Annotated in this window: 17 protein-coding genes; 8 read left to right on the top strand and 9 right to left on the bottom strand. The window is 58.7% G+C overall.

What is annotated here, in order from left to right:
* Positions 1-6: 6 nt before the first annotated feature.
* Entirely contained in the window at positions 7-615 is a 609-nt protein-coding gene (ybjG, locus tag ACQG1Y_RS07580) for an undecaprenyl-diphosphate phosphatase (RefSeq protein WP_015571025.1), read from the top strand.
* A 67-nt stretch (positions 616-682) separates the two neighbouring features.
* On the top strand, positions 683-1,441 hold the full coding sequence (deoR, locus tag ACQG1Y_RS07575) for a DNA-binding transcriptional repressor DeoR (protein WP_017384886.1): 759 nt from the start codon (positions 683-685) through the stop codon (positions 1,439-1,441).
* An 86-nt stretch (positions 1,442-1,527) separates the two neighbouring features.
* On the opposite strand, the gene dacC is transcribed toward deoR, so the two are convergent.
* Complete coding sequence (dacC, locus tag ACQG1Y_RS07570; protein WP_023296184.1) at positions 1,528-2,733, bottom strand: serine-type D-Ala-D-Ala carboxypeptidase; 1,206 nt, start codon at positions 2,731-2,733, stop codon at positions 1,528-1,530.
* Between the two features lie 243 nt (positions 2,734-2,976).
* Between dacC and ACQG1Y_RS07565 the strand changes: the two genes are divergently transcribed.
* Positions 2,977-3,603: a glutathione S-transferase family protein gene (locus tag ACQG1Y_RS07565; protein ID WP_017384888.1), complete on the top strand. Its 627-nt coding sequence runs from the start codon at positions 2,977-2,979 to the stop codon at positions 3,601-3,603.
* Here the strand turns inward: ACQG1Y_RS07565 and ACQG1Y_RS07560 are convergent, their stop codons facing one another.
* Both ACQG1Y_RS07560 and bssR read right to left on the bottom strand, forming a co-directional pair.
* On the bottom strand, positions 3,604-4,722 hold the full coding sequence (locus ACQG1Y_RS07560; RefSeq protein WP_368740479.1) for a PQQ-dependent sugar dehydrogenase: 1,119 nt from the start codon (positions 4,720-4,722) through the stop codon (positions 3,604-3,606).
* A gap of 106 nt (positions 4,723-4,828) precedes the next feature.
* The gene (gene bssR, locus ACQG1Y_RS07555; protein ID WP_003858412.1) at positions 4,829-5,212 is read right to left on the bottom strand and encodes a biofilm formation regulator BssR; all 384 of its coding nucleotides are present in this window, start codon (positions 5,210-5,212) and stop codon (positions 4,829-4,831) included.
* Between the two features lie 217 nt (positions 5,213-5,429).
* Here bssR and rimO point away from each other — a divergent pair, with 217 nt between their 5' ends.
* A complete protein-coding gene (gene rimO, locus ACQG1Y_RS07550) occupies positions 5,430-6,755 on the top strand; it encodes a 30S ribosomal protein S12 methylthiotransferase RimO (RefSeq protein WP_368740478.1) in 1,326 nt (441 codons plus the stop codon).
* Between the two features lie 63 nt (positions 6,756-6,818).
* On the opposite strand, the gene gsiD is transcribed toward rimO, so the two are convergent.
* From gsiD to iaaA, 5 genes are read right to left on the bottom strand one after another with little or no spacing between them, the layout of a single operon-like run.
* Positions 6,819-7,730: a glutathione ABC transporter permease GsiD gene (gene gsiD, locus ACQG1Y_RS07545; protein ID WP_015571027.1), complete on the bottom strand. Its 912-nt coding sequence runs from the start codon at positions 7,728-7,730 to the stop codon at positions 6,819-6,821.
* 1 nt (position 7,731) lies between these two features.
* The gene (gene gsiC, locus ACQG1Y_RS07540; RefSeq protein ID WP_006809475.1) at positions 7,732-8,652 is read right to left on the bottom strand and encodes a glutathione ABC transporter permease GsiC; all 921 of its coding nucleotides are present in this window, start codon (positions 8,650-8,652) and stop codon (positions 7,732-7,734) included.
* A 5-nt stretch (positions 8,653-8,657) separates the two neighbouring features.
* Entirely contained in the window at positions 8,658-10,196 is a 1,539-nt protein-coding gene (gene gsiB, locus ACQG1Y_RS07535; protein ID WP_015571028.1) for a glutathione ABC transporter substrate-binding protein GsiB, read from the bottom strand.
* A 23-nt stretch (positions 10,197-10,219) separates the two neighbouring features.
* Positions 10,220-12,091, bottom strand: a complete 1,872-nt coding sequence (gsiA, locus tag ACQG1Y_RS07530) for a glutathione ABC transporter ATP-binding protein GsiA (RefSeq protein WP_023296179.1) — start codon at positions 12,089-12,091, stop codon at positions 10,220-10,222.
* Between the two features lie 11 nt (positions 12,092-12,102).
* On the bottom strand, positions 12,103-13,041 hold the full coding sequence (gene iaaA / locus ACQG1Y_RS07525; RefSeq protein WP_015571030.1) for a beta-aspartyl-peptidase: 939 nt from the start codon (positions 13,039-13,041) through the stop codon (positions 12,103-12,105).
* Between the two features lie 189 nt (positions 13,042-13,230).
* Here iaaA and moeA point away from each other — a divergent pair, with 189 nt between their 5' ends.
* Positions 13,231-14,463 (top strand): molybdopterin molybdotransferase MoeA, encoded by a 1,233-nt coding sequence (gene moeA, locus ACQG1Y_RS07520; RefSeq protein WP_150325698.1) that lies wholly within the window; start codon positions 13,231-13,233, stop codon positions 14,461-14,463.
* Between the two features lies 1 nt (position 14,464).
* Positions 14,465-15,217, top strand: a complete 753-nt coding sequence (gene moeB / locus ACQG1Y_RS07515) for a molybdopterin-synthase adenylyltransferase MoeB (protein WP_368740476.1) — start codon at positions 14,465-14,467, stop codon at positions 15,215-15,217.
* A 114-nt stretch (positions 15,218-15,331) separates the two neighbouring features.
* Here moeB and fsa read toward each other — a convergent pair whose 3' ends face one another.
* On the bottom strand, positions 15,332-15,994 hold the full coding sequence (gene fsa / locus ACQG1Y_RS07510; protein ID WP_426736725.1) for a fructose-6-phosphate aldolase: 663 nt from the start codon (positions 15,992-15,994) through the stop codon (positions 15,332-15,334).
* A gap of 127 nt (positions 15,995-16,121) precedes the next feature.
* Between fsa and ACQG1Y_RS07505 the strand changes: the two genes are divergently transcribed.
* Complete coding sequence (locus ACQG1Y_RS07505; RefSeq protein WP_426736724.1) at positions 16,122-17,021, top strand: glycyl-radical enzyme activating protein; 900 nt, start codon at positions 16,122-16,124, stop codon at positions 17,019-17,021.
* Between the two features lie 4 nt (positions 17,022-17,025).
* Positions 17,026-19,458 carry a formate C-acetyltransferase/glycerol dehydratase family glycyl radical enzyme gene (locus ACQG1Y_RS07500; protein ID WP_368740475.1) on the top strand — a complete coding sequence of 811 codons (2,433 nt, stop codon included), beginning with the start codon at positions 17,026-17,028 and terminating at the stop codon, positions 19,456-19,458.
* The last annotated feature ends 94 nt before the right edge of the window (positions 19,459-19,552 follow it).

Below are 19,552 nucleotides of genomic sequence, written 5' to 3'. Positions count from 1 at the left end.
GAGATTATGTTAGAAAATCTGAACTACGAACTGTTTTACCTGCTCAACGCCACGCCAGCATCACCGGAATGGATGATCGATCTCGCCACCTTCATTGCGAAAGATGTGATCAGCATTGTACCGGCGCTGGCGGTGATCCTCTGGTTATGGGGACCTCGTACACAGGTCACCGCCCAGCGCCATCTGGTGATCAAAATGGCGATGGCGATCGGCGTGAGCGTGCTGGCAAGCTACGTGCTGGGCCACGCCTTTCCGCACGATCGTCCGTTTGTCGATCGCGTCGGCTACAACTTCCTGCACCATGCGCCGGATGACTCGTTCCCGAGCGATCACGGCACGGTGATCTTCACCTTTGCGCTGGCCTTCCTGTTCTGGCATCGCCTGTGGTCTGGCATGGTGCTGATGGGGGTGGCGGTCGCCATCGCCTGGTCCCGCGTCTACCTGGGCGTGCACTGGCCGCTGGATATGGTCGGCGGTTTCCTGGTGGGGCTGATGGGCTGCGTCAGCGCAGCCATCCTGTGGAGCCTCTTTGGTCCGGCGCTTTATCGTGGATTATCACAGGCCTATCGCGTTCTGTTTGCCCTTCCGATCCGCAAAGGCTGGATACGTGACTAACCCCGGTCCGTCAGGTTACACTTGAGCCCCCGCCCTGCGGGGGCTCACTTTTTTAGCCCGAGGATCTATGGAAACACGTCGCGATGACCGCATTGCTCAGCTACTTCAGGCGCTGAAGCGCAGCGATAAGCTGCATCTTAAGGAAGCCGCTACCCTGCTTGGCGTGTCTGAAATGACCATTCGTCGCGATCTGAACAGCGACAGCGCCCCCGTTGTGCTGCTTGGCGGGTATATTGTTCTGGAGCCGCGTAGCGCCAGCCATTATCTGTTAAGCGATCAAAAAACACGCCTGGTGGAAGAGAAGCGCAAAGCCGCGCGGCTCGCCGCCTCGCTGGTGCAGCCGCATCAAACGCTGTTTTTTGACTGCGGTACGACAACCCCGTGGATCATCGAGGCCATCGACAGCACCGTTCCCTTTACCGCCGTCTGTTATTCGCTAAACACCTTCCTGGCCTTGCAGGAGAAACCGGCGTGCCGGGTGATTTTGTGCGGCGGCGAGTTTCATGCCAGCAACGCCATCTTCAAACCGCTGAATATTCAGGACACGCTGAGCAATGTATGTCCGGATATCGCCTTTTACTCTGCGGCGGGTGTGAATGTGAAACAGGGGGCAACCTGTTTTAATCTTGAAGAGTTACCGGTGAAACAGTGGGCGCTCAACGCCGCACAGCAGCATGTGCTGGTGGTTGATCACAGTAAATTTGGCAAGGTTCGTCCGGCAAGGATGGGGGAACTGTCGCGCTTTGACGCCATCGTCAGTGATTGCCGCCCGGATGACGAGCTGGTGTCGTATGCAAAGGCGCAGCAGGTGAAGTTGATGTATTGAGGTTGTGCCGGGTGGCGGCTTCGCCTTACCCGGCCTACAACGGCTCAAACGAAGGCCGGGTAAGCGCAGCGCCACCCGGCAAAAACCTAGCTGAACCAGCTGCCAAACCAGCCGTGGAACTTCATTAACACAAAGTCCCACATCCGGCTGAAGAAGCCGCCCTCTTCCACCGCTTCCATCACCACCAGCGGACGCTGCTCAATGGATTTGCCGTTAAGCTGGAAATCTATCGTCCCGACCACCTGGCCTTTTTTCAACGGCGCGGTCAGCTGTGGCTCGGTCAGGGTATAGCTGGCTTTCAGGTTTTTCAGCTGACCGCGTGGAATGGTGACAGAACCCGCTTCACCTGCCCCCAGGTTCACTTCGCTTTTATCCCCAAACCAGACGCGCTGGCTGACGAAGGTGGCGTCCGGCTTAATCGGCGTGACGGTTTCAAAGAAGCGGAAACCCCAGGTCAGCAGTTTTTCGGATTCATTAAAACGAATGCGGTCGGTTTTCGTCCCCAGCACCACCGAGATCAGGCGCATGTCGCCCTGCGTCGCAGAAGCCACCAGGTTATATCCGGCCCCGGCGGTCGTCCCCGTTTTCATGCCGTCCACGTTAACGTTACTGCTCCAGAGCAGACGATTACGGTTAGGCTGGCGGATATTGTTGAAGGTAAACTCTTTCTCTTTATGGATGGCGTACTCATCCGGCACGTCATGGATCAGCGCTTTGCCCAGCAGCGCCATATCGCGCGCGGTACTGAACTGACCGGGCGCATCCAGGCCGTGAACGGTTTTAAAGGTGGTGTTGGTCAGACCCAGTTTTTGCGCGTAGCCATTCATCAACCCAATGAATGAGTCCTGACTGCCTGCGACGTAATCGGCCAGCGCAATACAGGCATCATTTCCCGACTGAATAATGACCCCTTTATTCAGATCGGAAACGGAGACCTGATCGCCGGGCTTCAGGAACATGACGGACGAGCCGCGCAGCGCCGGGTTACCCGTCGCCCAGGCATCTTTGCCGACGGTGACCATGTCATCCAGCTTGATCTTGCCCGCTTTCAACGCCTGGCCGACAACATAGCTGGTCATAATTTTCGTCAGGCTCGCCGGGTCGAGTTTTTCGTCGGCGTTACCTTCCGCCAGCACTTTCCCGCTGGCGTAATCCATCAGGATCCAGGCGCGCGCATCGACAGGCGGCGCTTCGGGCGCCGTCTGTTCCGCCGCATGGAGCGTTGGGGCAAAAAGGAAAAGCAGCGCCGAGCCTGCCGCCAGGCTGCGCAGAGAAGAAGTTTTTTGCGTCATAAATGCCACCCGAGTGTCCATTCTAAAAATCACGTCACAATCACCGTGTCGCAAGAAGCGATGAGTAATAGCGCACTACAGCGTTCAAAGAAACCTGTTCCAGGTAAAGTTTTTAAAGTTTATGCAATAACATTCAGATACGCTTTGATTGCGGCGTTTTTTTTAGCATCTGTTGCGTAATTGTTAGGTTTATCTCACCATGGCGAAAAGCTGACTCGGATTCACATCTCATCGGGAGTAAATATGATTACGCTGTGGGGCAGGAACAATTCGACTAACGTGAAGAAAGTGCTCTGGACGCTGGAGGAGCTGGATTTACCGTTCAACCAAATCATGGCTGGCATGGCGTTCGGGGTGAATAAAGACGCCGACTATCTGGCGATGAACCCAAACGGACTGGTGCCGTTGCTGCGCGATGACGAGACAGACGCCACGCTGTGGGAGTCCAACACCATCGTGCGTTATCTCGCCGCGCAGTACGGCCAGGGTCGGCTGTGGGTTGAAAATCCAGCCCGCCGCGCGCAGGGCGAAAAATGGATGGACTGGGCAAACCAGACGCTTTCCCCCACGCACCGGGTGATCCTGATGGGGCTTGTCCGCACGCCGGAAGCCGAACGTGATTATCCCGCCATTCATGCCGCCCAGGACGCCTGCGAATCCCTGTTCGCGATGATGGACGACGAACTGGCGAAGCACGCCTGGTTCTCCGGCGACACCTTCGGCGTGGGCGATATCGCCGTCGCCCCCTTCGTCTGGAACCTCACTAACATGGGTCTTAGCTGGAGCCCGCGCCCTCACCTGGAGCGCTGGATCCAGCAGCTTAGCGAGCGCCCGGCGTATCGCAACGTGGTGATGATCCCGGTGACCTGATTACGACCTGGACGGGCTGACTTTCAGCAGTTGCCCGTCCGTCTCGTCAGTCAGCACGTACAGATAGCCATCCGGCCCGACGCGCACATCGCGAATACGCTGATCTTTATCGCCCAGAATGCGTCCGTCCTCCGTCACGCTATTGCCCTTCACGCTCAGCACGATGACGTCTTTCTCCTTCAGCGCGCCGATAAACAGCTTGTTTTTCCACTGCGGGAAGACGTCGCTGTTGTAGAACGCCATGCCGCTGACGGCAGGCGATACTTTCCAGACAAACAGCGGCTTTTCGGTGCCCTCAACGTGCTCGCCTTTCGCTTCCGGGATTTTCAGGCCGCTGTAATTGATCCCGTGCGTCGCCAGGGGCCAGCCGTAGTTTTTGCCCTTCTCAGGAATGTTAATCTCATCCCCACCGCGTGGTCCGTGTTCGTTGAGCCACAGCGTGTCGCTCCACGGATTCATCGCCATCCCCTGCGGGTTGCGAATGCCATAGGACCAGATTTCAGGGCGCGCACCGGCGGTGTTCACAAACGGATTATCCGGCGGCACTTTTCCGTCCTCCGTCAGGCGCACCACCTTGCCCTGAAGCTTGTCCAGCTCCTGCGCCGTCGGGCGCTGGTTGTTTTCACCCAGGCCAATAAAGAGATAGCCTTTGCCGTCGAACACCAGCCGTCCGCCAAAGTGGTTGCCGGTAGAGAGCTTCGGCATCTGTCGGAACACCACCTGGAAGCCCTCAATGCGCGAAAGGTCATCGCTCAACCGCCCGTAGCCCACGGCGGTACCCGCTTTGCCATCATTACCTGCCTCGGCGAAGCTGAGCCAGACCCGCTGTGACTGTGCAAAATCCGGGGCCAGCGCGACGTCCAGCAGTCCGCCCTGGCCGCTCGCCCACACTTTCGGCACACCGACAATCGGATCGGAGAGCCCTTTTCCTGCCTGCCAGTGCTTAAGCTGCCCGTCTTTGAGCGTGATGAGCAGCCCCTTGTTATCTGGCAGAAACGCCAGCGACCAGGGGTGATCCAGTTTTGTCTGTAGCACGTCGACCTTAACCGTCTCAGGCGCTGCAAGCAGTGAAAGCGGGAATAACAAGACTGGAAGGAAAATCAACGAGGATCGAGGCATAACGCACTCCTTTATCGACATATGGCTTAAAGATTAGCCACTGTTCCCGGGTGCGTTACCACTTTTACAAAAGCTTAATCAGAAGGGGGAGTTGCCTCCCCCGGGTTCAGTGCCGGGCAAGCGTTTCCGGCTTGTTCAGACACATGATGCAAAGCGCGAGCGTGGTCAGGCAGTTTTCAAGCTTCTCCGCGTTAACGGCAATAAAATTCGGGCAGTCGTGACGTCCGTTCATCAAACAGACTCCGGCGATGGAGAGCACCTCGGCGGCGCGGCGCAGCGCCACTAATTCGCTTTCAGCGTAGTGCGCTTTCAGGATGGGTGCTTTTTCACGCATGAAATTGCAAAGTTCAAAGAAGTTATCACGCAGATTTTCGCTTTCGCTGACTGACATATACCCTTTAGCCTTGCGGAGTTGCAGATATGCGGCCAGGTCGATTCGGGCGTTGATCAGCTTGTTAAGCAGATCGCGTTTCAGTCTGTCAACGGACATGCTATTTCCTCCCCTGTCAGCCATGTTACCTTATTAAGGATAAGGTCATTTTTTGTACAATGTAATGCCTGAGATCAATAAACGATAACTGATTAACATTCTTTACAATGTTACAACGATTGCCCGCCTCAACTGCGCCATCAAGAGTGTATAAATCCCCCGCGATACGCTGTAAAATCCCGCCCTGATAACTCCATAATTGATGAATTTTTAACCTATGAGCAATGTTACGCACCCGCCGAAAATCGGCTTTGTCTCCCTCGGCTGCCCGAAGAACCTGGTGGACTCCGAACGCATCCTGACTGAACTTCGCACTGAAGGCTATGACGTGGTGCCAAGCTACGACAACGCCGACATGGTGATCGTCAACACCTGCGGGTTCATCGACAGCGCGGTCCAGGAGTCACTGGAAGCCATTGGTGAAGCCCTGACGGAAAACGGCAAAGTGATTGTCACCGGCTGCCTGGGCGCGAAGGTGGATCAGATCCGCGAAGTGCACCCAAAAGTGCTGGAGATCACCGGCCCGCACAGCTACGAGCAGGTGCTGGAACATGTTCATCACTACGTACCTAAACCAAAGCACAACCCGTTCCTGAGCCTGGTGCCGGAACAGGGCGTGAAGCTGACGCCGCGCCACTACGCCTACCTGAAAATTTCCGAAGGCTGCAACCACCGCTGTACCTTCTGCATCATCCCGTCGATGCGTGGCGATCTGGTGAGCCGTCCGATTGGCGAGGTGCTGGCAGAAGCCAAACGCCTGGCCGACGCGGGCGTGAAGGAGCTGCTGGTCATCTCCCAGGACACCTCCGCCTACGGTGTGGACGTCAAACACCGCTCCGGTTTCCACAACGGCGAGCCGGTGAAAACCAGCATGGTCGGCCTGTGCGAGCAGCTGGCTAAGCTCGGGATCTGGACGCGCCTGCACTACGTCTACCCTTATCCGCACGTTGACGATGTGATCCCGCTGATGGCGGAAGGCAAAATCCTGCCGTATCTGGATATCCCGCTACAGCACGCCAGCCCGCGCATTCTGAAGCTGATGAAACGTCCTGGCTCCGTGGATCGCCAACTGGCGCGCATCAAGCAGTGGCGTGAGATTTGCCCGGATCTGACCCTGCGCTCCACCTTTATTGTCGGCTTCCCGGGTGAAACCGAAGAAGATTTCCAGATGCTGCTCGACTTCCTGAAAGAGGCGCGTCTGGATCGCGTCGGCTGCTTCAAGTACAGCCCGGTTGAAGGCGCAACGGCCAACGAGCTGGCGGACCAGGTACCGGAAGAGGTAAAAGAGGAGCGCTGGAACAGCTTTATGCAGCTACAACAGCAGATCTCTGCTGAACGCTTGCAGGAGAAAGTGGGCCGCGAAATTCTGGTGATTATCGACGAAGTGGACGAAGAAGGCGCGATTGGCCGCAGCATGGCGGATGCACCGGAAATCGATGGCGCGGTGTACCTGAACGGCGAAACACAGGTTAAGCCGGGTGATATTATTCGCGTGAAGGTTGAAAACGCGGATGAGTATGACCTGTGGGGTAGCCGGGTTTAAACACCCTGTTTCCCTTTTGTAGGCCGGGTAAGGCGTAGCCGCCACCCGGCACATTTCACTGCACTACCCCTTAATCCTCGGGTCCAGCGCGTCGCGCAGCCCATCCCCCAGCAGGTTAAACGCCAGCACGGTCAGGAAAATCGCCAGGCTCGGGAAGATCGCCACGTGTGGCGCAATCACCATATCCGCCCGCGCCTCGTTCAGCATCGCGCCCCACTCCGGCGTCGGCGGCTGTGCCCCTAACCCCAGAAACGACAGGCTGGCCGCCGAGATAATCGACACGCCTATGCGCATGGTGAAATAGACCACGATAGACGAGACCGTTCCCGGCAGAATATGGCTGAACAGGATGGTGGCATCGCTGGCTCCCATGCTGCGCGCCGACTCGATAAAGGTCTGCTGCTTCAGCACCAGCGTGTTGCCACGTACCAGACGCGCGAAAGCGGGAATCGAGAATACCGCCACGGCGATAATGACGTTCGCCATGCCGCTGCCCATCACCGCCACCACGGCAATCGCCAGCAGAATACCGGGAAAGGCAAACAGCACGTCGCAGATACGCATGATGATGCGGTCCCACCAGCCTTCGTAGTACCCGGCCACCAGCCCCAGCACGGTGCCAATTGCTGCGCCCATCAGCACCGCGAAGACCCCGGCCGCCAGTGAGATCTGCGCCCCTACCAGCACGCGGCTAAAAATATCGCGCCCGAGCGAGTCCACGCCAAACCAGTGCATCATCGACGGACCATCGTTCAGCCGGTCGTAGTCGAAGTAGTTTTCCGCATCAAACGGGGCTATCCAGGGGGCGATAATCGCCACCAGGATCAGCAGTAACACAAACAACCCGGCGACCATAGCGACGGGCTGACGACGGAATCGACGCCAGAACTCAACCCACGGGGTGCGAATATGGTCCGGCCTGATCCCCGGCATAGCGTTTAAAATGGCCTGGCGACGCCAGTTCAGTAATCGCATCTTACTTATACCTGATGGCCGGGTTAATGGCGGCGTAAAGCACATCCACCACTAAGTTGATAAGAATAAACTCCAGCGAGAAAAGCAGGACTTCAGCCTGAATAACCGGATAGTCACGCATATCGACCGAGTCGACCAGCAGGCGCCCCAGCCCCGGCCAGTTAAAGACCTTCTCAACCACGATAGAGCCCCCCAGCAGGAAGCCGAACTGTAGCCCCATCATCGTGACCACCGGGATCATCGCATTACGAAAACCATGCTTCAGAATGACCCATTTCTCACTCACCCCTTTTGCCCGCGCGGTGCGAATGTAATCTTCGCTCAGCACGTCGACAAACGAGGCGCGGGTAAACCGGGCCATAACCGCCGCAACGGCCGCGCCTAGCGTCATAGAGGGCAGAATGTAGTGCTTCCAGGTGTCGGCCCCGACGGTCGGCAACCAGCCCAGCTCGACGGAGAAAATCTGCATCAGCAGCATGCCCAGCGCAAACGCCGGGAAAGAGATGCCGGTGACCGCCAGCGCCATACCGAGCTTATCCGGCCAGCGGTTGCGCCAGACGGCGGCGACAATCCCCGCGCCCAGGCCAAAGACAACCGCCCAGCTCATACTGGCAATCGTTAACCAGAAGGTAGGCATAAAGCGGCTGGCAATCTCCTCCGACACCGGACGACGCGACACCATTGAGATGCCGAAATCGCCCTGAAGGACATTGCCAATGTAACGCAGAAATTGCCTGTACAGCGGCTGGTCAAGACCGAGCTGTTTACGCACCAGTTCAATAACCGTCGCATCCGCTTCCGGTCCGGCAATCAAACGCGCCGGATCGCCGGGCAGCATATGGACAAACAAAAACACCAGCACGGCCACAATCAGCAGCGTCGGGATAAGCCCCAGCAGGCGTTTACACACATAATTCAGCATGAGTTTTATTTCAAATCCGCGTCATCAAAGCTAAAGCCCGTATCCGGCATGATGTAAAAACCGGTCAGCGCTTTGTTGTGGGCTGAGACCAGTTTTTCCACCACCAGCGGCACCCACGGCGACTCTTTCCAGATAATGTCCTGCGCCTCTTTGTACAGGCGTGCTTTCTCTTCCGGTTTGGTGGTTTTCAGGGCATCGGCCAGATCTTTATCCACCTGCGGATTACTGTAGAACGCGGTATTGAACAGCGTTGGCGGCCAGTTCTGGGAAGCAAAAAGCGGCGACAGGGACCAGTCCGCTTCTCCGGTTGAAGCCGTCCAGCCGGTGTAGAACATCCGCACGCCGCTCTCTTTCTGTCCTTTGCCTTCCACTTCCGCCGCTCGCTGTCCGGCATCCATCGCCGTGACCCTGGCTTTAATACCCACCTGCGCCAGCTGCTGCTGGGTAAATTGCAGCACCTTCTGCGCGGTACTGTGGTTATGCGACGACCACAGCGTAGTGCTAAAGCCGTTCGGATAGCCCGCCTCTTTCAGCAGTTCCCGCGCTTTCGCCGGATCGTAAGGCCACGGCTGATAGCTTTGCGCGTACTCAATGGTTGGCGGCATCACGCCCGTCGCCGGGGTGGCGTAGCCGGCAAAGGCCACCTTCACCAGCGCCTGGCGGTTAATGGCGTAGTTGATGGCTTCACGCACCTTCGGGTTATCAAACGGTTTCTGCGTGACGTTCATGCTGATGTAGCGCTGCATAATCGACGGGCTGGCCACCAGTTCCAGCTTGCTGTTTTTCGCCAGCAGCGCAGCCTGTTCGTACGGGATCGGGAAGGCAAACTGCGCTTCGCCGGTTTGCAGCATTGCGGCGCGGGTGTTGTTGTCCACTACCGGCCGCCAGGTGATGGTATCCAGCTTCGGCAGCCCCTGCTGCCAGTATCCGGCGAATTTTTTCACCTTCACAAAATCGGTCTGGTTCCAGGTGAGCAGTTCGTACGGTCCGGTCCCCACCGGGTGGAATCCAATCTCTTTGCCGTATTTTTTCAGGGCGGCGGGCGAAATCATCGCCGTCGCGGGATGCGCCAGGATATTGATAAACGCCGAGAACGGCTCTTTGAGGGTGATCTTCACCGTTGCCGGATCAACCACCTCGGTTTGGGCGATATTTTTATACAGGTTGTAGCGTTTAAGACCGTTTTCCGGATTGCTGGCACGATCCAGGTTGACCTTAACCGCCTCGGCGTTGAAGTCGGTGCCATCCTGGAACTTCACGCCGGTACGGAGCTTAACGGTATAGACCAGCCCGTCGTCCGACACGGTATAGCCTTCCGCCAGCACGTTTTTCAGCTTCATTTCGCGGTCCAGGCCGAACAGCCCCTGGTAGAAGGATTTTGCCACCGCCTGAGAAAGAGTGTCGTTGGCATCATACGGATCCAGGGTCGTGAAGTTAGACCCCACAGCCACCACCACATCTTTCGCCGCGAACGCGGGGGCGGCGGCCAGCGCAGCCGTCACGCTCGCGGCCAGCAGCCATTTACGAGCAACAAAAGGAACCATTGTGTTCTCCTGCCTGTTGTAAGTTATAACCGCGAGAATGCATTGCCCTGACGCGGTGGTGCGACAAAATGACCGGGTCCCACCTCACGCAGCGCCACGCGCTCCAGGGTTTCGCCCCGTTTACGAATATTGCTCGGCATTTCGTCCTGCAACAGCACGCGCTGGGCGTGACGATGCTCAGGATCGGCAACCGGTACGGCAGCCATCAGCTTGCGGGTGTAAGGGTGCTGCGGGTTTTCAAACACCGCCCGACGGGGGCCGATTTCAACAATTTGCCCCATGTACATCACCGCCACGCGATGGCTGATCCGCTCCACCACCGCCATATCGTGGGAGATAAACAGAAACGCAATGCCCAAATCCCGCTGTAAATCGAGCAGGAGATTGATGATTTGCGCGCGGATAGAGACATCCAGCGCTGACACGGACTCATCCGCAATCACCACTTTCGGATTGAGGGCCAATGCCCTCGCAATGCAGATACGCTGGCGCTGACCGCCAGAAAATTCGTGCGGATAACGCCAGGCATGCTCCGGCTTCAGGCCCACGCGCTCCAGCAGCCATGCGACGCGGCGCTGCGCGGCTTCACCGTCGAGCAGGTTATGCACCCGCAGCGGCTCCATAATCGAGTACCCCACCGTATGGCGCGGATCGAGCGACGCATAAGGATCCTGGAATATAAACTGAATATCCCGGCGCACCGCCTGCAATTTACTGTTAGGGAGCGTGTCGATGCGCTCACCGTTGAAGGTGATGCTCCCCTCCTGCGACGCCACCAGCCTGAGCAGCGCCCGCCCGGTGGTGGATTTACCGCAGCCGGACTCCCCCACCAGCGCCAGCGTTTCGCCCGGCCAGAGATCAAAACTGACGTTTTCAACCGCATGCACTTCGCGCTTCACGCGATTGAGGATCCCGCTACGCAGCGGGAAACGGGTCACCAGGTCACGCACTTCGAGGATTGGCCTGCCGGGAACCACCGTATCCTGCTCGGTTTCGTCTTCCTGCTGGCCCTGTTCGGTCTGTGAGAACAGCGGAAAACGGCGCGGAAAATCACTGCCATTCATGGCCCCCAGACGCGGGACCGCCGCCAGTAGCGCTTTGGTATAAGGATGCACCGGCGCATGAAAGACCTGCTCCACCGTGCCGGTTTCCACGGCATTGCCCTGATGCATAACCAGCACCCGATCGGCAATATCCGCCACCACCCCCATATCATGGGTGATGAAAATCACCCCCATCTCCATCTCCTGCTGCAACACCTTAATCAGTTGCAGGATCTGGGCCTGAATGGTGACATCCAGCGCCGTGGTGGGTTCGTCCGCAATGAGCACCGCCGGACGGCACGACAGCGCCATCGCAATCATCACCCGCTGGCGCATGCCGCCGGAAAGCTGATGCGGATAGCGGGACAAAATCGCGTGCGCCTCAGGGATACGCACCAGCTCCAGCATCCGTTTTGCTTCGTTGAGCGCCTCATCACCGCTCAGTCCCTGATGCAGGCGGATAGATTCGGCAATCTGCTCGCCCACCGGAAAAACCGGGTTCAGGGAGGTCATCGGCTCCTGAAAAATCATCGCAATATCTGCCCCGCGCACCCCCTGCATCTGGGACGCACTGAGCTCGTTGAGATCGATAACCTGACGGTTGCGACGGCGCAACAGCATCCGCTCGCTGGTGACCTGCCCGCCCGTCTGCTCAAGCAGACGCATCAGCGCCAGCGCGGTAACGGATTTACCGGAACCTGATTCGCCAACAATCGCCAGCGTCTCGCCGCGCCTGAGCGAAAACGATAAATTCTGTACTGCGGGGATGAACTGCCGCTCTTCCTGAAACGCAATATTCAGTTGGTGGACAGCCAGCACTTCGCAGTTGTCCAGCTCTTCACGGTGCGGCACGCAATGCCCCCTTATTCACGATAAATGCCTGTGCTGGGCGCATCGCCGGCATACCCCCACGCCCGGTACATCCCTTCACTGTTGAACGGCAGAGCCACGTTGCCCTCCCGATCCACCGCAATTAAGCCGCCAATCCCGCCCAGCGCCGGCAGTTTCTCCATCACTACCCGCTCGCAGGCCTCACTCAGGCTTAATCCGCCGTAATCCATTAGCGCGGTAATGTCGTAGGCCGCCAGCGCGCGGATAAACACTTCACCGGTGCCGGTGCATGACACCGCCGCGGTGGCGTTATTGGCGTAACACCCGGCCCCCGGCAGCGGGCTGTCGCCGACGCGACCGGGAAGTTTGTTGGTCATACCGCCTGTCGACGTCGCGGCGGCGAGATTACCGGCTTTATCCAGCGCCACCGCGCCTACCGTGCCCATTTTGCTGCGTTCATCGAGCGGCGCGGCATGGTCCAGCTGCGTCATCCCCGCTGTACGGGCCTCCAGCAGTTGCCGGTAACGCTCCTCGGTGGAGAAAAGATCGGGCGAGACCGTGTCCATCCCGTGCTCGACGGCAAATTTTTCCGCCCCCGCCCCGGCCAGCAGCACATGCGGGCTTTGTTCCATCACCAGACGCGCGGCCAGCACCGGATTACGCAGACGGCTGACGCCCGCTACCGCGCCCGCCTTCAGGGTGACGCCGTCCATCACGCAGGCATCCAGCTCGTGCGTTTCATCGCGCGTAAAGACCGAGCCAATACCGGCATTAAACAGCGGGCACTCCTCCAGCAGACGTACTGCTTCGGTCACCACGTCCAGCGCGCTGTCGCCCGCTTCCAGCATCCGCTGGCCTGTTTCCACAATGGCGTTCAGCGCATCAATATAACGCTTCTCCTGCTCGGGACTGAGCTGTGCACGGGTGATTGCCCCGGCACCGCCATGAATTGCGATAACCGCTTTACTCATTTCGCATCACCCATCAGCCTGGCTGGCTGCTTTTTCTATAAATATCATTATCGTCGACGAATCTTCAGATGATTTTTGAATATAGAAAGACGCAACTGTGATGTAAAGCGTACACCCATCGGGTCATACAGTTAGCCGCACTTTTCTGCCATAATGAGCGCTTTCGTTGTTACTCCGCAGGAGCCCACCATGGATTTTACCGCCGGACTGATGCCGCTTGAGACGGCACTCTCGCAGATGCTTGACCGCATTACTCCCCTGCACGACGTTGAGACGCTGCCGCTTGTGCGCTGTTTTGGCCGTATTGCCGCGCGCGATATCGTCTCGCCGCTGAACGTGCCGGGGTTCGATAACGCGGCGATGGACGGCTATGCCGTACGTCTGGCGGATCTGCAAACGGGTCAGCCGCTGCCGGTGGCAGGTAAAGCGTTTGCCGGGCAGCCGTTCAACGGTGAGTGGCCAGCGGGCACCTGCGTGCGCATTATGACCGGGGCACCGGTGCCAAAGGGCTGTGAAGCCGTGGTGATGCAGGAAGAGACCGAACAAACTGACGACGGCGTGCGTTTTACCGCCAGCGTCAAAGCGGGACAGAATATCCGCCACATCGGGGAAGACATTACCCTGGGCGCAACGGTCTTTGCCGCCGGGCAAAAGCTGACGGTCGCCGAACTGCCGGTGCTGGCATCGCTTGGCATCGCGGAGATTGACGTGGTCCGCAAAGTGCGCGTGGCGGTGTTCTCCACGGGAGACGAGCTACAGCTTCCGGGTCAGCCGCTGAACGAGGGGCAGATTTACGACACCAACCGTCTGGCGGTGCACCTGATGCTTGAGCAGCTGGGCTGTGAGGTGATTAACCTCGGTATCATTCCTGACGATCCGCAAAAACTGCGCGCGGCGTTTATCGACGCTGACGCCTCTGCCGACGTGGTGATCAGCTCCGGCGGCGTATCGGTTGGCGAAGCGGATTACACCAAAACCCTGCTTGAAGAGCTGGGTGAAATCGCCTTCTGGAAGCTGGCGATTAAACCGGGCAAACCGTTCGCGTTTGGCAAACTTCCGCACAGCTGGTTCTGTGGCCTGCCGGGTAACCCGGTCTCTGCCGCGCTGACCTTCTACCAGCTGGTGATCCCGCTGCTGGCGAAGCTTTCAGGCAACAATGCCAGCCCGCTGCCGGAGCGTGTGCGCATGCGGGCGGCAACGCGCCTCAAAAAATCACCGGGCCGTCTCGATTTCCAGCGCGGCATTCTGGCGCGCAACGCCGACGGCGAGCTGGAGGTGAGCACCACCGGGCATCAGGGTTCGCACATCTTTAGCTCCTTCAGTCAGGGTAACTGCTTTATCGTGCTGGAGCGCGATCGCGGCCACGTTGCGGCGGGCGAATGGGTTGAAGTTGAACGCTTTAACCACCTGTTCGGAGGCTGACATGACGGTGGAACTGAGCGACCCGGAGATGATGCGCTATAACCGCCAGATCGTGCTGCGCGGGTTTGATTTCGAGGGCCAGGAAGCGCTCAAGGCGGCCAGAGTGCTGGTTGTGGGTCTTGGCGGGCTGGGCTGCGCGGCAGCGCAATATCTGGCTGCGGCGGGTGTCGGCCGCATGACGCTGCTGGATTTCGACACCGTGTCGGTGTCCAACCTGCAACGCCAGACGCTGCACAGCGACGCGACGGTCGGTCAGCCTAAAGTGGAATCAGCACGCACGGCGCTGGCGCGCATTAACCCCAACGTTCAGTTCACCCTGATTGACGCGATGCTGGATGACGACGCGCTGTTTGCCCAGATTGCACGGCATGACCTGGTGCTGGACTGCACCGATAACGTCGCCATTCGCAACCAGCTCAATGCGGGTTGCTTTGCCCATAAAACGCCGCTGATTTCCGGCGCGGCCATCCGCATGGAGGGACAAATCACCGTCTTCACCTACGCTGAAGGAGAGCCCTGCTACCGCTGCCTGAGCCGTCTGTTTGGCGAGAATGCGCTGACCTGCGTCGAGGCGGGCGTGATGGCGCCGCTGGTTGGCGTTATCGGTTCCTTGCAGGCGATGGAGGCGATCAAAGTGCTGGCGCACTACGGCACGCCCGCAGCGGGTAAAATCGTGATGTATGACGCGATGACCTGCCAGTTTCGCGAGATGAAGCTGATGCGTAACCCCGGGTGTGAGGTGTGCAGCAAATAAAAAAGTCGGGTGGCGGCTTCGCCTTACCCGACCTACAACGGCTCAAACGGCGCCACCCGGCAACAGCGATGCAAACGTAGGCCGGGTAAGCGTTAGCGCCACCCGGCAACCGCATCAGACAGACGTCCGCACAAACGCCCCCTGCCAGTCCTGCTCAAACTTCACAATTGCCGCATCCACGGCCGGAGAGGTAATAAACTGCTGCGCCAGGTCCAGCGGCAGCGTGATGGACTCGCACCCAGCCAGCAGGCAGTCCAGCGCCTGGCGCGGGGTTTTAAAGCTCGCCGCCAGCACTTTTGACTGCGGGGCATGCAGGGTCAGCAGCTGTTGCAGCTCAACCACCGTCTGGATCCCGTCCCCGCCCTGCGCGTCCACGCGGTTCACATAAGGAGCCACATACTCAGCCCCCGCCAGTGCGGAGAGCATCCCCTGTGCTGCGCCGTACACCGCCGTACCCAGCGTCGGGATCCCTTCTGCTTTCAGCATTTTGATCGCCGCCAGCCCTTCTGCGGTCACGGGCACTTTCACCACCAGGTCATTGATTATCGTGCGCAGCTTACGTGCGTCTTCCACCATTCCCTCGGCGGTCTTCGCCATCACCTGAGCGAACAGCCGGCCCTTGCCGCCCAGCGCGTCGTGCAGCGCGGGCAGCAGCTCTTCCAGAGGCGTTTTACCCGCCGCCACAATGCTTGGGTTAGTGGTCACGCCCGCCAGCGGGAAGATACGCGCCAGCTTTTTGACTGCCGCAACGTCAGATGTGTCGAGATAAAGTTCCATGATGTCACCCTCAAAATTAGCCTGCACTTACCCTATCACAGCAAAACCTGCTCAGGAATTGACCCATATCAAGATAACTTTCATTCGAAAGTAATTTAATCTTCATATGTAATTAGAGGGCAAGACAATGATCTTCAATATACAGCGTTACTCCACCCACGACGGCCCCGGTATTCGAACCGTGGTATTCCTGAAAGGCTGCTCGCTGGGCTGTCGCTGGTGTCAGAACCCGGAAAGCCGCTCCCGCACGCGGGACGTCCTGTTTGATGCCCGTCTGTGCCTGGACGGCTGTGACCTGTGTCAGCAGGCCGCGCCGGGGTGTGTTGAACGCGCGCTGAACGGGCTGGTCATTCATCGTGAGAAGCTTAACGACGAGACGCTCACTGCCCTTACCGACTGCTGCCCGACCCAGGCGCTTACCGTCTGCGGTGAAGAGAAGCAGGTGGAGGAGATTATGGCCACCGTGCTGCGCGACAAGCCCTTCTACGACCGCAGCGGCGGCGGGATCACCCTCTCCGGCGGCGAGCCGTTCATGAACCCGGCGCTGGCACATGCCCTGTTTAAAGCCAGCCATGAACAAGGCATTCATACCGCCGTTGAAACCTGCCTTCACGTCCCCTGGCATTATATCGAGCCGTCACTGCCGTATGTCGATCTGTTCCTGGCGGACCTGAAGCATGTGGACAGTGACGTATTCAAACAGTGGACCGATGGCTCAGCCAGACGGATCCTGGACAACCTGAAGCGCCTGGCTGCCGCCGGGAAAAAAATCACCATTCGCGTGCCGCTGGTCCAGGGCTTTAACGCCGATGAAACGTCGGTTACCGCCATTACCAATTTCGCCGCCGACGAACTCGGCGTTCACGATATTCATTTTCTGCCGTATCACACGCTGGGCATGAACAAATACACCCTGCTCGGCCAACCCTACTCTGCCCCTGACAAACCGCTGGATAACCCTGCCCTGCTGGACTTTGCGCAGCAGTACGCCTGCCAGAAAGGGTTAACCGCGACCTTACGAGGATAAACCTATGACAACCCTGAATCTCAACACCCTCAGCGAGCGCATTAAGGCGCACAAAACGGCGCTGGTGCATATCGTTAAGCCGCCGGTCTGTACCGAGCGCGCACAGCATTATACCGAAATGTATCAGCAGCATCTGGACAAGCCGATCCCGGTACGTCGCGCACTGGCGCTGGCCCACCACCTGGCAAAACGTACCATCTGGATCAAACACGACGAGCTGATTATCGGTAACCAGGCAAGCGAAGTGCGCGCCGCGCCGATTTTCCCGGAATACACCGTCTCCTGGATTGAGAAAGAGATCGACGATCTGGCGGACCGCCCGGGCGCAGGCTTTGCGGTGAGCGAAGAGAACAAGCGCGTGCTGCATGAGATCTGCCCGTGGTGGCGCGGCCAGACGGTGCAGGACCGCTGCTACGGCATGTTCACCGACGAGCAGAAAGGCCTGCTGGAAACCGGCATCATCAAAGCGGAAGGCAACATGACCTCCGGTGACGCACACCTGGCGGTGAATTTCCCGCTGGTGCTGGAGAAAGGGCTTGACGGCCTGCGTGCGAAAGTGGCCGAGCGCCGGTCGCGCATCAACCTGACGGTGCTGGACGATCTGCACGGCGACCAGTTCCTGAAAGCCATTGATATCGTGCTGGAAGCCGTAAGCCTGCACATCAAACGCTTTGCCGACCTGGCGCGTGAAATGGCCGCAACAGAAACCCGCGACAGCCGCCGCGACGAGCTGCTGGCCATGGCGGAAAACTGCGACATCATCGCCCACCAACCGCCAAAAACCTTCTGGCAGGCGCTACAGCTGTGCTACTTCATTCAGCTGATCCTGCAAATTGAGTCCAACGGTCACTCCGTCTCCTTTGCCCGTATGGACCAGTACCTTTACCCATACTATCGCCGCGACGTGGAGCTGGACCAGAGTCTGGATCGCGAGCACGCCATTGAGCTGCTGCACAGCTGCTGGCTGAAGCTGCTGGAAGTGAACAAAATCCGCTCCGGCTCGCACTCCAAAGCCTCTGCGGGCAGCCCGCTGTATCAGAACGTCACCATCGGCGGCCAGAAGCTGGTCAACGGTGAACCGATGGACGCGGTCAACCCGCTCTCTTACGCCATTCTCGAATCCTGCGGCCGTCTGCGCTCCACCCAGCCGAACCTGAGCGTGCGCTACCACGCGGGCATGAGCAACGACTTCCTCGACGCCTGCGTGCAGGTGATCCGCTGCGGCTTCGGGATGCCGGCGTTTAACAACGATGAAATCGTCATCCCGGAATTTATCAAGCTCGGCGTGGAACGAGAGGACGCGTATGACTATGCGGCGATTGGCTGCATCGAAACCGCCGTCGGCGGCAAGTGGGGCTATCGCTGCACCGGCATGAGCTTTATCAACTTCGCCCGCGTGATGCTGGCGGCGCTGGAAGGCGGTCGCGACGCCACCAGCGGCCAGGTGTTCCTGCCGCAGGAAAAAGCGCTTTCTGCCGGTAACTTCGGGAATTTTGATGAGGTCATGGCGGCGTGGGATAACCAGATCCGCTACTACACCCGCAAATCCATTGAGATCGAGTACGTGGTGGACACCATGCTGGAAGAGAACGTCCACGATATTCTCTGCTCGGCGCTGGTGGACGACTGTATCGAACGCGCGAAAAGCATTAAGCAGGGCGGCGCGAAGTATGACTGGGTTTCCGGCCTACAGGTGGGGATCGCCAACCTCGGCAACAGCCTGGCAGCGGTGAAGAAGCTGGTGTTTGACCAGGGCGTTATCGGTCAGCAACAGCTGGCGGCGGCGCTGGCGGATGACTTCGAGGGGCTGACCCACGAGCAGCTGCGCCAGCGCCTGATCAACGGCGCGCCGAAGTACGGCAACGACGACGACAGCGTGGACCTGCTGCTGGCCCGTGCCTACGAAACCTACATTGAAGAGCTGAAGCAGTACCATAACCCACGCTACGGCCGCGGCCCGATTGGGGGTAACTACTATGCGGGCACGTCGTCTATCTCCGCAAACGTGCCGTTTGGCGCAGCAACCATGGCAACGCCGGACGGCCGTAAAGCCCACACCCCGCTGGCGGAAGGGGCAAGCCCGGCCTCCGGTACCGACCACCTCGGCCCGACGGCGGTGATTGGCTCCGTGGGTAAACTGCCGACGGAAGCGATTCTCGGCGGAGTGCTGCTAAACCAGAAGCTGAACCCGTCGACGCTGGAAAACGACAGCGATCGCCAGAAGCTGATGGTGCTGCTGCGCACCTTCTTCGAGGTGCATAAAGGCTGGCACATTCAGTACAACATCGTCTCCCGCGAAACGCTGCTGGAAGCGAAGAAACACCCGGATCAGTATCGTGACCTGGTGGTGCGCGTCGCGGGTTACTCGGCGTTCTTCACCGCCCTGTCGCCGGATGCGCAGGACGATATTATCGCTCGTACTGAGCATACGCTGTAAAAAAAACGCCCGGTGGCGCTTCGCTTACCGGGCCTACATTGTCCCCCCGTAGGCCGGGTAAGGCGAAGCCGCCACCCGGCTTTCTGACTTTCAT

The organism is Enterobacter cloacae complex sp. 397G4 (assembly GCF_050031515.1).
Taxonomy (GTDB): Bacteria; Pseudomonadota; Gammaproteobacteria; order Enterobacterales; family Enterobacteriaceae; genus Enterobacter; species Enterobacter hormaechei_C.
This window is presented reverse-complemented; position numbering and strand designations above follow the sequence as displayed.

Excerpts from the sequence above, each read along its gene's own strand:
- moeB (WP_368740476.1), top strand. The coding sequence starts at position 14,465 with ATGACGGTGGAACTGAGCGACCCGGAGATGATGCGCTATAACCGCCAG.
- ACQG1Y_RS07560 (WP_368740479.1), bottom strand. The coding sequence starts at position 4,722 with ATGCCTCGATCCTCGTTGATTTTCCTTCCAGTCTTGTTATTCCCGCTT.
- ACQG1Y_RS07500 (WP_368740475.1), top strand. The coding sequence starts at position 17,026 with ATGACAACCCTGAATCTCAACACCCTCAGCGAGCGCATTAAGGCGCAC.
- gsiB (WP_015571028.1), bottom strand. The coding sequence starts at position 10,196 with ATGGTTCCTTTTGTTGCTCGTAAATGGCTGCTGGCCGCGAGCGTGACG.
- rimO (WP_368740478.1), top strand. The coding sequence starts at position 5,430 with ATGAGCAATGTTACGCACCCGCCGAAAATCGGCTTTGTCTCCCTCGGC.
- dacC (WP_023296184.1), bottom strand. The coding sequence starts at position 2,733 with ATGACGCAAAAAACTTCTTCTCTGCGCAGCCTGGCGGCAGGCTCGGCG.
- gsiC (WP_006809475.1), bottom strand. The coding sequence starts at position 8,652 with ATGCTGAATTATGTGTGTAAACGCCTGCTGGGGCTTATCCCGACGCTG.
- deoR (WP_017384886.1), top strand. The coding sequence starts at position 683 with ATGGAAACACGTCGCGATGACCGCATTGCTCAGCTACTTCAGGCGCTG.
- ybjG (WP_015571025.1), top strand. The coding sequence starts at position 7 with ATGTTAGAAAATCTGAACTACGAACTGTTTTACCTGCTCAACGCCACG.
- ACQG1Y_RS07505 (WP_426736724.1), top strand. The coding sequence starts at position 16,122 with ATGATCTTCAATATACAGCGTTACTCCACCCACGACGGCCCCGGTATT.
- moeA (WP_150325698.1), top strand. The coding sequence starts at position 13,231 with ATGGATTTTACCGCCGGACTGATGCCGCTTGAGACGGCACTCTCGCAG.
- bssR (WP_003858412.1), bottom strand. The coding sequence starts at position 5,212 with ATGTCCGTTGACAGACTGAAACGCGATCTGCTTAACAAGCTGATCAAC.
- fsa (WP_426736725.1), bottom strand. The coding sequence starts at position 15,994 with ATGGAACTTTATCTCGACACATCTGACGTTGCGGCAGTCAAAAAGCTG.
- iaaA (WP_015571030.1), bottom strand. The coding sequence starts at position 13,041 with ATGAGTAAAGCGGTTATCGCAATTCATGGCGGTGCCGGGGCAATCACC.
- gsiD (WP_015571027.1), bottom strand. The coding sequence starts at position 7,730 with ATGCGATTACTGAACTGGCGTCGCCAGGCCATTTTAAACGCTATGCCG.
- ACQG1Y_RS07565 (WP_017384888.1), top strand. The coding sequence starts at position 2,977 with ATGATTACGCTGTGGGGCAGGAACAATTCGACTAACGTGAAGAAAGTG.